Source organism: Paeniglutamicibacter sp. (assembly GCF_046714615.1).
Lineage (GTDB): Bacteria > Actinomycetota > Actinomycetes > Actinomycetales > Micrococcaceae > Paeniglutamicibacter.
Genome location: NZ_JBKKAP010000015.1, coordinates 1 through 15357, shown reverse-complemented (window position 1 = coordinate 15357; position 15357 = coordinate 1). Strand labels below are relative to the sequence as shown.

At 61.5% G+C, this 15357-nt stretch carries 13 protein-coding genes; 6 read left to right on the top strand and 7 right to left on the bottom strand.

All coding sequences use genetic code 11. The features are described from left to right. Positions 1–363 precede the first annotated feature (363 nt). From ACLQ7E_RS01825 to ACLQ7E_RS01815, 3 genes are all read left to right on the top strand, one after another. Complete coding sequence (locus ACLQ7E_RS01825; protein ID WP_411730832.1) at positions 364–1785, top strand: MFS transporter; 1422 nt, start codon at positions 364–366, stop codon at positions 1783–1785. A gap of 498 nt (positions 1786–2283) precedes the next feature. Continuing rightward, positions 2284–2682, top strand: a complete 399-nt coding sequence (locus ACLQ7E_RS01820) for a hypothetical protein (RefSeq protein ID WP_411730831.1) — start codon at positions 2284–2286, stop codon at positions 2680–2682. 74 nt (positions 2683–2756) lie between these two features. Continuing rightward, positions 2757–2888: a hypothetical protein gene (locus ACLQ7E_RS01815; protein WP_411730830.1), complete on the top strand. Its 132-nt coding sequence runs from the start codon at positions 2757–2759 to the stop codon at positions 2886–2888. A 442-nt stretch (positions 2889–3330) separates the two neighbouring features. Here the strand turns inward: ACLQ7E_RS01815 and ACLQ7E_RS01810 are convergent, their stop codons facing one another. From ACLQ7E_RS01810 to ACLQ7E_RS01790, 5 genes are all read right to left on the bottom strand, one after another. Beyond that, on the bottom strand, positions 3331–5739 hold the full coding sequence (locus tag ACLQ7E_RS01810) for a bifunctional salicylyl-CoA 5-hydroxylase/oxidoreductase (RefSeq protein WP_411730829.1): 2409 nt from the start codon (positions 5737–5739) through the stop codon (positions 3331–3333). Positions 5740–5815: 76 nt separating this feature from the next. Further along, a complete protein-coding gene (locus ACLQ7E_RS01805) occupies positions 5816–7447 on the bottom strand; it encodes an AMP-binding protein (RefSeq protein WP_411730828.1) in 1632 nt (543 codons plus the stop codon). Positions 7448–7505: 58 nt separating this feature from the next. Next, positions 7506–8375 (bottom strand): acyl-CoA thioesterase, encoded by an 870-nt coding sequence (locus ACLQ7E_RS01800; protein ID WP_411730826.1) that lies wholly within the window; start codon positions 8373–8375, stop codon positions 7506–7508. Next, on the bottom strand, positions 8372–8857 hold the full coding sequence (locus tag ACLQ7E_RS01795) for a cupin domain-containing protein (RefSeq protein WP_411730825.1): 486 nt from the start codon (positions 8855–8857) through the stop codon (positions 8372–8374). Before ACLQ7E_RS01795 ends, ACLQ7E_RS01800 begins: the two co-directional genes overlap by 4 nt. 53 nt (positions 8858–8910) lie before the next feature. Next, complete coding sequence (locus ACLQ7E_RS01790) at positions 8911–9762, bottom strand: fumarylacetoacetate hydrolase family protein (protein ID WP_411730824.1); 852 nt, start codon at positions 9760–9762, stop codon at positions 8911–8913. Between the two features lie 141 nt (positions 9763–9903). On the opposite strand from ACLQ7E_RS01790, the gene ACLQ7E_RS01785 reads away from it, so the two are divergent. Then, positions 9904–10323, top strand: a complete 420-nt coding sequence (locus tag ACLQ7E_RS01785; RefSeq protein WP_411730823.1) for a RidA family protein — start codon at positions 9904–9906, stop codon at positions 10321–10323. Between the two features lie 118 nt (positions 10324–10441). On the opposite strand, the gene ACLQ7E_RS01780 is transcribed toward ACLQ7E_RS01785, so the two are convergent. Continuing rightward, positions 10442–11323, bottom strand: a complete 882-nt coding sequence (locus ACLQ7E_RS01780) for a PaaX family transcriptional regulator C-terminal domain-containing protein (RefSeq protein WP_411730822.1) — start codon at positions 11321–11323, stop codon at positions 10442–10444. 146 nt (positions 11324–11469) lie between these two features. Between ACLQ7E_RS01780 and ACLQ7E_RS01775 the strand changes: the two genes are divergently transcribed. Beyond that, on the top strand, positions 11470–12486 hold the full coding sequence (locus ACLQ7E_RS01775; protein ID WP_411730821.1) for a D-2-hydroxyacid dehydrogenase: 1017 nt from the start codon (positions 11470–11472) through the stop codon (positions 12484–12486). A 14-nt stretch (positions 12487–12500) separates the two neighbouring features. On the opposite strand, the gene ACLQ7E_RS01770 is transcribed toward ACLQ7E_RS01775, so the two are convergent. After that, positions 12501–13211 (bottom strand): response regulator transcription factor, encoded by a 711-nt coding sequence (locus ACLQ7E_RS01770; protein ID WP_411730820.1) that lies wholly within the window; start codon positions 13209–13211, stop codon positions 12501–12503. Between the two features lie 456 nt (positions 13212–13667). Between ACLQ7E_RS01770 and ACLQ7E_RS01765 the strand changes: the two genes are divergently transcribed. After that, positions 13668–15357, top strand: a 1690-nt coding sequence (locus tag ACLQ7E_RS01765) for a choice-of-anchor G family protein (RefSeq protein ID WP_411730819.1), incomplete at its 3' end; no start/stop codon positions are given.

The window sequence follows — 15357 nt, the reverse complement described above, 5'->3', positions numbered from 1 at the left end:
TGCGAATCCCTTTCGATGGCATTCGCCAATATCCGCCATTGCCATTCGGCGGCGCCCAAGATCTCCTTTCCGTCTTGGGTGCCGTCACCGCTGGGTCTGGTCTTGCCAAAGGACATTGCGGCTTCAGGGTTCGAGAGATGCCGGACGCGCGATAGCGGGATGCCCACGTTTCGAGGATGCAAGAAAACGTTGACTGGATTTGGGGGCAGGGTCCCCCTGTCGCTTTCGAATTCTTGGGAAGCGGGAGTGATTTCGATTTCGCGAAGTCACTTCGAGGCGAACCCGTGCGTTATCGAACTTCCTGGCGTTATTCCAAATTTCTAGTTATCAAAACGATCTAGCACAAAGGAATTGAGGTTGAGTATGTCGCAAGATACAGCGAACAAAGAAGGTTCAAATACCCTTCGGTACGCTCTTCAGAACGGCAAAATGAACAGAAGCGCGTGGACCGTCACCGCAATGTTGGTCGTATTGCAGGTTATCGCGTTCGCAGACCGAGCGGTGCTCGGACTCGTGGCTCCATCGGCAATTTCCGAGCTCGGCATCAGCCCAACCCAATTCGGATTCATCGGAAGCGCATTTTATTTCCTGTATGCGGTCATGGCGGTCATTACCGGAATCCTGGCGAGCAAGGTTTCGGTCAAATGGATCGTCTTTGTGCTGGGTCTGACTTGGGCGCTCATGCAGTTTCCAATGCTGTTTGGCGGCGGGGCGGCGGTTCTTCTGGTGAGTCGGATCATTTTGGGCGCTGCGGAAGGACCCGCAACTCCAACTGCACTTGCCTCGGTTCATTCTTGGTTCTCCGCATCTCGGCGTGCGCTGCCGTCCAATTATGTGGCCATTGGTTCCACACTTGGACCGGTGATTGCCGCCCCGGTATTGGCATTCATTATTGCCACATGGGGCTGGCGTTGGGCGTTCGGTGTCTTGGGGATTCTGGGCCTCGTATGGCTTTTGTTCTGGGTGGTTCTCGGAAAGGACGGTCCTTACGCTGCGACCACGAAGCGATCCACCGATGCGCTTGGTGAGGCCCTAAACGATGTGGCCGAACCTGAAGCGGAAAACGCCTACACGTGGTTCGACCAGCAGGCCCCGGTGCGAATGCTCAAAGTACTTCTCAGCGGCACTTTCCTGATAACAGCAATTGGCGTTTTCGCGAATTTCTGGACGATGGGATTCCTGACGACGTGGCTCCCTCAATATTTGAAGGTGTCCGCAAACCTCACCATGGGTCAGGTCGGTATCGTAACGGTCTTCCCGTGGCTGTTCGGGGCGTTGGTCCTGTTGGTGCTCGGGTTTATCGGACGTCAACTTATGAAGAAGGAACGCACGGTTCGCCACGCCATGGGAGTGCCTTTCAGCGTGACCTTGGCTATCGGTGGATTAAGCTTCATCACGGCTACATTCACTTCTGGCGCCCTGACAATCGTATTCCTGACGATAGCCGCCGGGTGCAGCATCATATACCCGATGGGTGCCGCGGTGGTTTCCTACATTGTCGGAACGAAGCAGCGGCCAATTGTCATGGGCACATTGGGGGCGGTCGGCTCCATCGGCGCAATCATTTCACCGGCCTTGGTTGGGTGGCTCATGGAGAATGCCGGGTACAAGCCTGGCGCAAAGGGATCGGTTCCAACACCGGAAATGGTGGCGAGCATGGTCGACGGGGTTGATAGTTCATTCATGATTGCGGGAGCCTTGCTCTTGATCTCAGGTCTGCTGGGCCTGTTCTTCATCCGCCCCGATCACACCGCAAGAAGTCTCCAGTCGAACGCCACAGCCTGATCGAAGGTAGCGGTCGGAGCGATTCCTGAAGGCTGACAGTCTTAGCAGGGCTCCGAATCTGCAGCAACATGGGCGCGCACATCATGTCGCTGCCGCCGCGATTCTCGTCAAGCCCAAACGGGCCCCGGAAGAAATTTCCGGGGCCCGTTTCACGTTTGCGCGGGATTTGCTGGGTTCGGGCATCGCGACCACAGCAATGCGTAAAGACTTCGAAAACCGGCGTCACGAACCATGCCATGCGGTCTCTACGTAGTTGACAAGGTGTTGTTGGGGATTTGTCCCGTCACTTGGCGTTCGCACCGAGGGTCCACAAATTGCTCGCATCTCTTCTTGGGGGAGTTTAGGGATCCTCGTCGTTGAACCAGCGGCCCGTAGCACTTGGGGGAAGCAGCGATATAACCATGTTCAAGCGGGTCGGCAGCGCAAACGGCCCCAAACGACCGGCAGACGAAAAACGGCGCCGGGGTTTGGTTCATCGAAATTTGAAGGAGCAACAAAATGCAACACAACGAACTACATGACACCAACTGCGCCGTGGAGTCGTCATCGGCAGAAAGACGCACGATCATCAAGGGTGCGGTCTGGTCCCTTCCCGTGACCTCACTGGCCGTGGCCGCGCCATCCGCTGCGGCCGGCCTGCCGGCGCGTGTCGTTCCGGCGGGGAACAACCTCCAATTCAACCCCACCAACTACTCGATTCCCGGGGTATGGGACACGACGTGTCTATGTGAACCGATGATGAACGCGTCGAACAAGCGCGATGTCACCACAACCACCTGCATCAGCTACATCGGGGCCCTGAATTTCCTGCCCGGCGAGTTCACGGTCTCGTACAGGGTTGGCGGTTGGTTCGACCTTCGTGCGGGGAAATGTTGTTCGCCGATTGGGAGCTGCTGACCACAGGTGACTGGACGATTGTCACCGAGGCATTGGTCCAGGCCGACAGCGGCTAGTGGAACTCGAGGGTCCCGTTGACGTACAACAAGACCCTCTTCGCGGGGAAGGAAGCCGCCGCACTGTCCTTCAAGCGCTTGGCCGGAGCCGAACGTCCGTTCTACACGGGAATGGACGGAGACGACAAGACCGTCCAGGTCCACCTGTGAGACTTCGGACGCATCGAGACGGGTTTCTGCGGCGAAAGCGGCGTATTACAGCGACTGGCTCTTGGACGCCTAGGGGGAGTCCTACTACCTCGGGCAGGAACAAGCCGAATACACCGAGGTATTCGGCCTGGCGCAGCTGCCGGTCCTGCCGTAACCGGATTTGGCCGCGAAACCGCGGCCACCGGTGATCATGGACCCTCAGGCTGCAGAATGAAATGCCAAAACACCCGCGGGTGACCAGTATCTGGTCACCCGCGGGTGTTTTGGCGAGGGCAGTTGCCGGCCCACTCTCGTCTTGCCGCCCGCACCATCCGGCACGTGCTTGCTGTCTGGCCAGCCGCGTCAACAAGCACGTGCAACAACGTGAGGCTGGCGAAGCTCGACGCCAGGACCTCGGCGCACTGGGTGAGGGTACTGCTCGTGAAGATGGGCTATCCGTGGATCAGGCGCTGGGCACTAGACCCTTCACTGACGCGGCGCTCACGTCCTTGGCCGGGGCCCAGCGCAGGTGCACCGTGCCCTCGGCCTCAGGGTCCTCGCGAAGCAGCGAGAGGCGCGGCCGGACCGCGTCGGTGCGGGCGCTCGGCGGCTTGCGGCGTCCGGCCTTGAACGGCAGCGGCCAGGTGGCACCGTCACCGACGTAGTCCTGCTCGGCTGCGGCCTGCAGCGTCCACTGCGGGTTGTACAGGTGAGTGCGGCCCAGTGCCACCAGGTCCGCGCGGCCCGCCAGCAGGATGGAGTTCACGTCGTCGTAGGAGGAGATCGCACCGACCGCGATGACCGCAACGCCGGCGGCGGCTGCCACCTGGTTGCGGATCTTGTCCGCAAACGGGGTCTGGTAGCTGCGGCCGAATGCCGGGCGTTCGTTGCGCACGATCTGCCCGGAGGACACATCGATGGACTTGACCCCGTGGGCAATGAACGCCGCGGCGATCTGAAGCGCGTCGGCCTCGGTGTTGCCGCCCCCGGTCCAGTCGGTGGCCGAGATGCGCACGCCGATCGGCTTGTGCGCCGGCCACACTTCGCGCACCGCGTCGAGCACCTCGAGCGGGTAGCGCAGGCGGTTCTCCAGCGATCCGCCGTATTCGTCGGTGCGTTTGTTGGACAGCGGGGAGAGGAAGGAGGAGAGCAGGTAGCCGTGGGCGGCGTGCAGCTCGAGCAGGTCGAATCCTGCTTCATCGGCGCGGCGGGCGGCGGCAACGAATTCCTCGCGGACCGTATCCATCATGGCGCGGTCCATTTCCACCGGAACGTGGCAGCCCTCGCCGTAGGCGATGGCACTGGGGGCCAGCACCTCCCAGTTGCCCGTTTCAAGCGGCTCGTCGATGCCCTCCCACATGAGCCTGGTGGAGCCCTTGCGGCCGGAGTGGCCGATCTGGGCGCCGATCTTGGCGTTGGAATTGCCGTGCACGTAGTCGGTGACGCGCTTCCACGCGGCACCCTGTGCGTCGTTGTACAGGCCGGTGCAGCCGGGGGTGATGCGTCCGATGTCGGAGACGCAGACCATTTCGGTCATAACCAGTCCGGCGCCGCCCATGGCCTTGGAGCCCAGGTGCACCAGGTGGAAGTCCCCGGGAACGCCGTCGGTGGCCGAGTACATGTCCATGGGGGAGACCACCACCCGGTTCGCCAATTCCAGCTCGCCGATCTTGTAGGGCTGGAACATGGCGGGGGCGATCTCCTGGGAACCAGCCAGGCGCGCGAAGTCCTCATCGACGCGCGCCGCGAACTCGGTGTCGCGCAGTTTCAGGTTGTCGTAGGTGATGCGGCGGGAACGGGTGAGCAGGTTGAAGCAGAATTGCACCGGGTCCTGGTCCTTGTACTGCCCGATGTTCTCGAACCACTCCAGCGAGGCCTGGGCGGCGCGCTGGGTCGATGCCACCACCGGGCGGCGCTCGGTCTCATAGGCGGCGAGTGCCTCCTCGACGGAGGAGTGTTCGTGCAGGCAGGCGGCCAGGGCCAGGGAGTCCTCCATGGCGAGCTTGGTGCCCGAGCCGATGGAGAAGTGGGCGGTGTGGGCGGCGTCGCCCAGCAGCACGATGTTTTGGTGGCGCCAGTTTTCGTTCCGCACGGTGGTGAAGTTGATCCACTTGGAGTTGTTGGTCAGCACGTCGTAGCCGGCCAGTTCCTCGGCGAAGATCTCCTTGACCTTGGCAACGGCAAACTCGTCGCTGACGCCGGGGGCGAAGACCTCGTTCTGGGTTTCGTCGAACCCGGCGGCCCGCCAGACGTCTTCGTGCATTTCCACGATGAAGGTCGAGCCCTCGTCCGAGTACGGGTAGCCGTGGATCTGCATGGTTCCGGCGTCGGTTTCCTTGACGAAGAACTTGAAGGCCTCAAAGACCTGGTCAGTGCCCAGCCACATGTACTTGGAGGTGCGCGCATCCAGGGACGGCTTGAAAGAATCGGCGAAGCGGGTGCGGATTGCCGAATTCAGGCCGTCGGCTGCCAACACCAGGTCGTAGTTTGCCGAAAGCTCTTCGACATCCGGGGCCATAGTGGAGAATCGCACGTCGACACCGAGCTCGATGCAGCGGCGCTGCAGCAGTTCGAGCAATTCCTTGCGGCTCATGGCAGCGAAGCCCTGCCCTCCGACGGTGTGCATTTCGCCGCGGAAGTGGATGTCGATGTCACTCCAGCGGGCAAAGCGGCGGGACATGTAATCGGCAATGACGGTGTCCGCGTTGCCGATGCCGCCGAGTGTCTCATCCGAGAAGACCACGCCGAAACCGAAGGTGTCCGAGGCGGCATTGCGCTCCCAGATGGTGACCTCGTGGGCGGGGTCGAGCTGCTTCATCAGGGCCGCAAAATACAGGCCGCCTGGGCCGCCGCCAACAACTGCGATCTTCATGGTGGATCCTTTCAATGACACGGTGCGGCCGGTTGGGGGCCGAGCGGTGCTGGCTAAGTTAAGGGGGGAGGGAAAGCTAGGACACTGGCGATTCGGCGAGCGACTCGCGCAGCTTGAAGTGCTGGAGCTTGCCGCTGGGGTTCCGGGGAAGCTCGTCGACAAAACGGATGTCACGCGGGTACTTGTAGGGCGAGATGACGGACTTGACGAAGTCCTGGATTTCCTTCGCCTTCGTCTCCGAGCCATCGACGCCGTCGACGAGGACCACGAAGGCACAGACCACCGAGCCGCGCTGCTCGTCGGGCCGTGCCACCACCGCGGTTTCCAGCACGTCGGGGTGCTGCATGATGGCTTCCTCGACCTCGGGCCCGCCGATGTTGTAGCCGGAGGAGATGATCATGTTGTCGCTGCGGGCCTGATAGGTGAAGTATCCGTCGGCGTCGCGCACGAAGGTGTCTCCCGTGATGTTCCAGCCGTTGGAAACATAGGCCTGCTGGCGCTCGTCATCGAGGTACCTGCAGCCGGTGGGGCCGATCACCGCGAGGCGTCCCACCTCGTTGGCGCCCAGCTCGTTTCCTTCCTCGTCAAGGATGGTGGCCCGGTAGCCGGGAACCGCAAGTCCGGTGGCTCCGGGGCGGATGTCGGCGCCGGCGGCGGAGATGAAGACATGGAGCAGTTCGGTGGCGCCGATCCCGTCGATCAGCGACAGGCCGGTGGCGTCATGGACCTGCTGCCACGTGGCCGCCGGGAGGTGCTCGCCGGCGGAGATGGCCAGGCGCAGCGGACGGAGCAACTCGGCCTTGCCCTCCTTGAGGATGGCGCGGTAGGCGGTCGGGGCCGTGAAGAGGATCGTGGCCCCCGCGTCGTGGGAGTACTGTGCCAATTCCACCGGGGTGGTGCGCTCGGTGAGCAGGGTGCTGGCGCCAAAGCGCAGCGGGAACACCACCAGCCCGCCCAGCCCGAAGGTGAAGGCCAGGGGAGGGGATCCGGCGAAGACGTCATCCGGGGTGGGTGCGAGGATGTGGCGTGCGAAGGTGTCGGCGTTGGCCAGGATGTCCCGGTGGAAGTGCATGGTGATCTTCGGGACGCCGGTGGTCCCGGAAGTGGGGCCAAGCAGCGCCACATCATCCGCGGCGGTTTCGACGTTGCTGAACTCACCTGACTTGGTTCCGGCCAGGGCCACCAGATCCAGGGGATCCCCGGATCCAACGGCCACGACCGGGTAGGCCGAGCCGGCGGAGTTGCGGGCGTCAGCCAGGAACCGGTGGTCGCAGAGCATCAGCGAGGGCTTCGCCAGCTCCGCGAGCTTGCTGATCTCCGGGGCGCGCAGGGCGGGCATGGTGGTGACCACCACGGCTCCGGCCTTCAGTACGCCGAGCCAGCACGCCACGAGCCATGCGTTGTTGGGTGCCCGCAGCATGACCCGGTTTCCCGGGACGATCCCGAAGTCCTCGGTGAGGACCTGGGCGACCTGGTTGGCCCGGTTGAGCAGTTCCCCGTAGCTTTGCGTCGAACCGTCCGGGGCCAGCAGCGCCGGACGGTCGGCGCCGAAGGCCACGACCGCGTCGTCGATCAGGACGGTGGCGGCGTTGAGCCGATCGGGGTATTGCAACTCGGGCAGCGTGAATTCCAGGGTAGGCCACAATTCGTGCGGCGGCAGATGGTCGCGCGTGAAGGTGTCTTGGTGGGCCGATAGCGATAATTCCATGAACTTGCCGTCTCTTTCCAGGAGTCGATTTTCAAGGTGGCGTTGGTGCCGTGGTGCCTTAACCGCGGGGTCCGCGGATCATGCCCTCCTGGGCGACGGTGGCCAAGAGCTGGCCGTCACGGGTGTAGAAGCGGCCCAGGGCCAGACCGCGGTTGTTCTGGCTGGAGATGGCTTCCTGGACGTAGAGCACCCAGTCGTCCACGCGCCCGGGGCGGTGGAACCACATGGAGTGGTCAAGGCTCGCCGTCACCAGTCCCTCGGTGCTCCAGGACAGGTTCTGGGTCCGCAGCAGCGGCTCCAGGATGGTGTAGTCACAGACATAGGCCAGGGCCGCACGTTGGGTGATGCCGTCATCGGGAAGTTCGGTGAAGGCCTTGACCCAAACCGCCTGGTGGGCTGTCGGTGCGCCGTCCACCTCGAGGTAGAGGGCGCCTGGAACATGGCGCATATCGAAGGACCGGCCGGCCGACCAGTAGTCCGCTGCGGGGCCCTCTGCTTCGGCCAGCACCGTCGCGGCGCTGGCCAGCGTTTCGGGATCTAGGTCAAGGTATGCGGCAGGGGCCGTTGAGGACTGTTCGGGCCCGGATTCCGGAACGTGGAAGGAACCAAGCGCGGTATAGACGGCTTTGCCGCCCTGGAAGCCGCGCACCTGGCGGGTGGAGTAGCCGCGGCCGTCTCGCATGAGCTCGACCTCGTAGCGGACGGGCACATGCATGTCCACGGGGCGCAGGAAGTAGGAATGCATGGAATGCAGTTCCCGGTCCTCGCCCACCGAGCGCATCATGGCCGAGGCGCCCTGGGCCACCATGTCCCCGCCGTAGGCCTTGGGCCACGGCACGTATTGGGGGATGGCGGTGTATGCCTGGTCGAAGACCTCGGCCTCGCAGGACGTCAGGTCGATGGCATCCAGGAAGATTTGTGAGCTCATGCCCGGCGGTATCCTTCCAGGGACTCGTCGGCGACGTCGTCGAGGTTGACCACGATGTTTTCCGGGGTGCGTGCCGTGAGCCAGACCAGGTCTTCGGTGATGGACATGTTCGCCTCGACGTGCGGCATGAAGGGTGGGACAAAGACCCAGTCGCCTGCGGTCATGTCAAGGAACTGCCCGTAGTCCTCACCGAAGTAGATGCGCCCGTGGCCGCGCAAGACATAGCCGCCGGTCTCGGCCTCGCCATGGTGGTGGGGCAGCGAGCGGTAGCCGGGGGTGTTGGAGACTTGGCCGAACCAGATCTTGGTGGCCGGGGTGTGCTGGATGCTGACCCCTGAGACACGGATGCAGTCGCCGGACTGTGCCGTGTTGCTGTCTTCCTCGCCCTTGCGGGTGACCACCGGGACGACGACTCCGTCGCTGCCGGCGTAGATCGAGTTGTCACCCTCGGTGCGGTAGATCGTGGGGGCGGTGTTGCTCATGGGCTTGGCTCCTTGGCTTGGTTGGCGGGTTTTTCTGGTGAAGGAAAAAGTATCTAGAGTGTTGCGTTGACGCGCAGTGTGATGCGGTTCGTCAATGTCCCGATGCCGGGAATCTCGGTGGTCATTTCGTCTCCGTCCTTCAGGAAGCGCGGCGGGACCATGCCCATGCCGACCCCGCCGGGGGTGCCGGTGAGTACGACGTCGCCGGGGCGAAGCACTGTGAAGGTGGAGATGTAGGCCAGAAGTTTGGCGGCGGAGAAGACCAACGTCTTGGTGTTTCCGCGCTGGAGAACTTCGCCGTTGACGGCGCAGATGACTTCGAGCCCTGCCTCGGGGTCGATCGAGTCGGCGGTAACCATGACAGGGCCCAGCGGGGTGGTGGCGTCAAAGGCCTTGCCTTGGAACCACTGCAGCGTGCGGCGTTGCCAGTGACGCATGGAGACGTCATTGGCCACGGTGTAGCCGGCAATCGCCGCGGCGGCCTCGTCCTCGGAAGCGTCCTTCAGGGTGGTGCCTACGACGACCGCCAGTTCGGCCTCCCAGTCGAGGTCCACCGACTCGTCGGCCACAATCTGTGCGTCCGGGTCGGTGAGGGTGTCGGCGAACTTGGCGAAGAGTGTCGGGTACTCGGGAAGCTCGCGGCCCATTTCACGGATGTGGTCGGAGTAGTTCAGCCCGCAGCAGATGACCTTTCCCGGGGCCGGCACCGGATTGAGCAACGTGGCGTCGGCTGCCGGAATGATGGCCGGCCCGCCTTGCACGGACGTGGCCTCGCGGACGATTCCCTTCCACTCGGGCAGGGCCAACAGGTCGCTGAGATTGTGTGCGGGCAGCGGCCGGTAGCCGCCGTCCACCACCAGGGCAGCGGTGGTGGTTCCATCGTGTCGAATCGTTGCGAGTTTCATTCCCTGGCCCCTTGCCATTCACCAATTTTATGTGTGTCGACTTTTTGACTGCCGTCACGTATCCTCAATGTAACACGCATCACTAGTCCGGCGCCAGAGCGGAACAGCCGCAATCGCCACGGGAACCCATAGGAGAGCACGATGACCGAAACCACCCTCTTCCAGAACCTCACGATCAACCCGGATTCACTGGGTAAGCCCTCCGGATTCGCCCATGGCGTGCTCGCGGGAAACACCGTGTACCTGGGTGGGCAGACTGCACTGGACAAAGACATGAAGATCGTTCCCGGCAACATCGTTGACCAGTTCAAGCAGGCGTTTTCGAATGTCCTCACGACCCTTGCCGAGGCCGGCGGCCGGCCCGACGACTTGGTTTCCGTGACCATCTACCTCACGGACGTGGATGACTACATGGCCAATGGCCGCGAGATCGGCCGACTCTGGCGTGAAATGGCCGGCAGCAACTATCCGGCGCTTGCAGGCATCGGAGTCAGCCGCCTGTGGCAGAAGGAAGCGCTCATCGAGATCCAGGGAGTGGCAGTGATCCAGGACCGTGCCTAGCGCCTGGCCGGGCAGGTCCGGGGTCTGAAGGAGTTAACTACGAAGCCGTGCCGTGCAACCGATCCCCGACAAGGGGAAGGCTGCGCGGCACGGCTCATTTTTGGACCGCGTGGTTCCGTCAGCGGGCCGCGGCGTTGTCGTCGATGGCACGGTCGGCATGGCGCTCGGCGCGAGGGGCCAGCAGGGTGTGGAGTTCCTGAAAAAGACGTTCGGCCTCCAGCGCATTCCAGTTCTCGGGCAGGAACTCGGTGGGCAGCCCGGGATCGAGGTAGGGCAGACGCCGCCACTGGGTGATCAGGACCAGGTAGTCGGCAAAGGCGCGGGCATCGGATTCGAGATCGCTGCGATACCCCTCCCGCTGGGCCCAGGTGGTCAAGAGCCCCCGGTTGCGCTCCAAGAAGTCGGAATACAAGGCATCAAGCGCCGGCAAATCCCACCACGACCCGATGTTCTTGTGCGGGTCCGTCCCGCCGATATGATCTGCCATGAAGAATTCGAGGTATTCGTTCAACCCGCGCGTACCAAAGTAAGCCAGCACAGACTCGCGAAGATGGCCCGGCGCGATCCAGAGCCCGGGAGTAACCGAACCAAAGCCCATACGGACCAGCGATGAACGGATCTTGTGCCGAATGTTGCGCTGCGACTCCGGCACCGTGAACGTCGCCAAGAGCCACTGGTCATCTTTTTTAGCCCGCCGCGGATGGAAGATGCGTTCGTCACCCTCGATGAACGTCTCGATGACCGATGTGGCAAGGGCGTACCCGTTGCGGCCATTGACCTGCACGCTGTCGATGACGCCGCGCTTCTTCAGTCGGGATATCGACGACCTGGTCCCCGTTGACTCGACACCGATATCCTGCATCAGGGAAATGATGGTGGCCACGGCCAGGGCGCCGCCGTGCTGGCGCGCATACAGGCCGAAAAGCGAGACGATTAGCTGGTGGTGACGAGGAACCGGGGCCTCACTGGGGCCCTTTCGGTCGCCTACGTGTGTAGTCATGCGCTCACTTTATCCAATTGGCCGGGATAGCCTGTCCGAAGGGGGCGGGAGTTTCAGGCGTGTCGTTGTGGTGACGCCGGTGATGGCAACCCGATGAACATGTCCCGCCCTTGGCCGCCATCCGTCGAAAGAGGTACAAGAGATTCATGCGTCCACAGGTATTGATCTGCTCGTATCTGCAGGAAGATCTGGTCGGCAAGCTGATCACCGATGTACCGGCGGTCGATGTCGTTTACAGACCCGAACTGCTGCCGGTCCCACAATTCGGGGCGGACCATTGGGGCAAGCCACGCGAACTGGTTGAGGGCCAAATCGCCGAATGGCGAGCTCATCTGGCCGAGGCCACCATCATGTTTGACTTTGATTGGTGGCAGCCGCGGGCTTGGCAGCAACACAGCCCCAACCTCACCTGGATCCAGGCCACGCAGGCGGGCGTGGGTGCCCGGGCCGAGGCAATGGGGCACACCGAGAACCAAATTCGCATTACTACTGCCGCAGGCGTCCATGCCAAGCCACTGGCTGAGTTCGCTCTGGCCGGCTTGCTCTATTTTGTCCGGGAACTGCCACTCCTTGGGTCCCAAAAGGACGCGCAGCGGTGGGAAAACGGGGCATCAAGCACACTTTATGGACAAAAGGCCTTGATTGTCGGTGCGGGCAGCATCGGTAGCGAAGTTGCCAGGACCCTGAGCTTCATGGGTGTCAGGTGCGATGGAACGACCCGGGGGTCGCGAGTTCTGGGCCAGCCATTCGAACGCTCGATTACTTTGCAAGACTGCGATTTTGGGGAGTACGACATCGTGGTCCTGGCCTGCCCGCTGACCGAGGAAACCAATGGTCTCTTCGACAAGCAAAGAATTGCCGCAATGCGGGAAGGTGCAATACTCGTAAACTTGGCCCGAGGGCCAGTCATCGACCAAGAAGCGCTTATTGATGCGTTGAAAGCAGGACATCTTGGCGGAGCCGTCCTTGACGTGGCGACCCCTGAACCATTGCCGACCGGCCATCCGTTGTGGGAAACCCCGAACCTAATACTGTCGCCACATACTGCCGCAAATGTGGACGCCGAAAACGCACGCTTGATGGATCTTTTTACCAGGAACCTTCGCCGCTACTTGACCGGCGACAAGCTGATCAATTCCTATGAACCGTTCCGGGGATACTGACGTCGGCCAAGTAGTCAGGCCCGGGGCGTCGCGTAGCGCGAGGGGCCGGCGCTCAGCGGCAATGCGGGCCTGACTTCATCGAGAAGCCCGGCCTGAACGACCAGGACCGCAAGCTGAACACGGTTGTTGGCGTCAAGGGGTTCCATGATTTTTGCCAGCTGCGCCTTTACGGTTCCTTCGCTGACATGCAGAAGTGAGGCTATCTGGGCATTCGTGTGACCCTGAGCCAGCGCATACAGCATGCGGCGATCGCGAGGTCCTGTTTGACGCAGGAGCTGTGACTTCAAGTCATACTTGCTCGTGGAATGAAGCTGGAACTGCTCCGCGTCCGTTGGCTTGGAAAAAATCATGTTTCCGAAATGGATCATCCGGAGGGCGGCGCCGAGCTCCGTTGAGACGGCGTTCTTGGCCAGATAGCTACAGGCCCCGGCCGAATGGGCTCTGCCCATGGTTTCTATGTCATGGGTCGCCGAGAGCATGACAACCTTTATGTCCGCGGATCCGGCAACGATCCGCCTGGTGGCTTCCACGCTGCTGACATTGGTAATGGTCGTTTCCATCAGAACCAGGTCCGGCTTCTTGCCGAGCGCAGCTTCGATGGCCTCATTGCCCGTGCTCGTGACTTCTTCAAGTTCAACGTCCGGGCTGGAAGCCAAGAGGCTTTCGAGCCCAAGCCGAAGAAAGTAATCACCATCTGCTAGATGGATTCTTATGCGAGGCTGCATCGTTGGGCTCCTAATGGAATCTGAAAATATTCAGTAAAAGATCGCAATAATCAGATGAAGATACAACCATCAAAACCCCGAAACTGAATTTTTCATTGTATTTCTTTCCCATGTTAGCCATGTCGAATAGCCAGTTGGCGATCCGGGACTGCCAAAGGAGTGCAGATTACGGAAAAAGCGGTGACTTTTGGCCGAGCGGCTAGTCTCTCCTGGCTGGTTCACCTAAGTGTCAGGCTGATAGGTCCTTCTATAATAACCGTACAGTGAATGGCATCTGTCTAGTACGGGTAAGGCAAGCATCCGATCGCTTCCATAAGGTCAAGCTTGGGGTCACTTTAGCAATGTGCCTCGGATCATTTCGCTTTCGCCTTGGAGGATGCATTGACAAGAGATTATTCACCACCAGGCAATGGGCAGCGTCGCTTCCCATTAGCCCGCAAACTTTTGGCTGGCGCCGTGGCGTCCAGCCTCTTTATTGTGCCGACAACTTCGGCCTACGCGGTTGACACCGATGATTCGGAAGCCATGGGCCAGGTTATTTCATCTGACCTGTTTTCCTTGAGTCTCTTGGATGTCGCGACGAGCGTTGCAGGAAACCCGAGTGATGCTGGTCCAAACGCTGAGCCATTGAATCTTTCAGCACTCGGAGCTTTGAGCCTGGACGTCGGCACTTTGCAGCTCCCGCTGATCAGCGACGGGACAACTCCAGGATTGCTGAACCTTGGCAATGCCGGGGTGCTGAATAGCTACGCCTCCGCCCCGTCCGTGACTCAGGCGGTGGCCGGTGCCGGCGCGGTCGATCAGAACGGTGCAATCGATGTTTCCGGGTCCCCCACCGAACCGCGCGGCAACGCCACGGTCAACTTGACCGACCTGCTTGCCCAGCTCGGCATCGATCCTGCGACCGACCCGGTAATCAGTGACCTTTCACTTGAACTCGGGGCCATTGGCTCGACCGCAACCAAGGACGCGGGAACAGTCACGTCTGAATATGTGGTGGCCGACGCGAAGATCGCACTCGAAAGCCCAGCTGTCGGAACCATGACGACTGCCGTTGGCGCGGTCGCTGACGATCTCGGTGTCACCCTCAATGGTCTGGTGGGCGCAGGCAGTCCGTTGCTGGGCACAATCTCCGGCATTCTGGGTAGCCTGGGCGTGGCCGGAATCGGTCTGGATAATACCGCTATCAGCCTTACCGGTGTTAATACAGCAATGACGGCATTCAAGGATAACCTCATTACGCAGAGCTTTTCCGATACCGATGGAATTGCTTCGATCAATCTCGGAACCGGGATTGTTACCATCGACTTGGCTAAAGCATTCGACGCAACCAATGGCTTAAACGGCCAAGCGCCCAACACGGACGTCATCGATGCAGCTACCCTGGCAGCCATCACCACGGCTCTCGGCGCAGCCATCGATGACCTGACGGCGACTCTCACTCAAGAACTCGAGGACGCGATCAACTCGATCCGTCTCGTTATCACGTCGGATGCCGATGCGGTTCTCGTTAGCGGAAGCGCGACCATCGACGCTTCGATTGGTGAATTGCTGGGAACGGCAACTACCACTCCGGTAGTCACGGTCGACCTGGGCGGCGGACTAGTGGAAGCTACTCTCCAGACCGCTCTTGAGGATATTGCGCTGCCGCTGATCGCGACTGCTGCTGGAAACGTACTCAATCCTGTACTGGCTGGCGTCGGCGGCTTGGTTTCAAGTGCGGTCACCCCGTTGCTGACGGCGCTGACCCCTGTGATTAATGGTGTGCTTGCCGATGTTATCCAGTTGACGGTAAACGAGCAGCCCACTCCGGGGCTGTTGGGCGCTGAATCGTTCACAGTGAGCGCATTGACCTTGACCCTGCTGCCCCAAGCAGCAGCGGCAAAGGTGAGCCTTGGAACGTCTACGGTGCGAGCACTTGATTTTGTTCCGGTGAGCATTGATTCACCGACCGCCGGGCAGGACCTGGGTGAGACCGGTTCGGTTCCGGTGTCGGGTCTGGGCGAGTCGGGTGCCACGATTTCGGTGGTGCTGGATGGCGATGCCGCGAATCCGCAGACCGCGGTCGTTGATGTTGACGGCAACTGGACCGTGACGTTCACCGATGTTCCGGCCGGCGACCACGCGGTGGTTGCCACCCAGGACG

Bases quoted from the DNA above. Each gene is read 5' to 3' on its own strand.
- ACLQ7E_RS01825 (WP_411730832.1), top strand. From the start codon at position 364: ATGTCGCAAGATACAGCGAACAAAGAAGGTTCAAATACCCTTCGGTAC.
- ACLQ7E_RS01820 (WP_411730831.1), top strand. From the start codon at position 2,284: ATGCAACACAACGAACTACATGACACCAACTGCGCCGTGGAGTCGTCA.
- ACLQ7E_RS01810 (WP_411730829.1), bottom strand. From the start codon at position 5,739: ATGAAGATCGCAGTTGTTGGCGGCGGCCCAGGCGGCCTGTATTTTGCG.
- ACLQ7E_RS01805 (WP_411730828.1), bottom strand. From the start codon at position 7,447: ATGGAATTATCGCTATCGGCCCACCAAGACACCTTCACGCGCGACCAT.
- ACLQ7E_RS01800 (WP_411730826.1), bottom strand. From the start codon at position 8,375: ATGAGCTCACAAATCTTCCTGGATGCCATCGACCTGACGTCCTGCGAG.
- ACLQ7E_RS01795 (WP_411730825.1), bottom strand. From the start codon at position 8,857: ATGAGCAACACCGCCCCCACGATCTACCGCACCGAGGGTGACAACTCG.
- ACLQ7E_RS01790 (WP_411730824.1), bottom strand. From the start codon at position 9,762: ATGAAACTCGCAACGATTCGACACGATGGAACCACCACCGCTGCCCTG.
- ACLQ7E_RS01785 (WP_411730823.1), top strand. From the start codon at position 9,904: ATGACCGAAACCACCCTCTTCCAGAACCTCACGATCAACCCGGATTCA.
- ACLQ7E_RS01780 (WP_411730822.1), bottom strand. From the start codon at position 11,323: ATGACTACACACGTAGGCGACCGAAAGGGCCCCAGTGAGGCCCCGGTT.
- ACLQ7E_RS01775 (WP_411730821.1), top strand. From the start codon at position 11,470: ATGCGTCCACAGGTATTGATCTGCTCGTATCTGCAGGAAGATCTGGTC.
- ACLQ7E_RS01770 (WP_411730820.1), bottom strand. From the start codon at position 13,211: ATGCAGCCTCGCATAAGAATCCATCTAGCAGATGGTGATTACTTTCTT.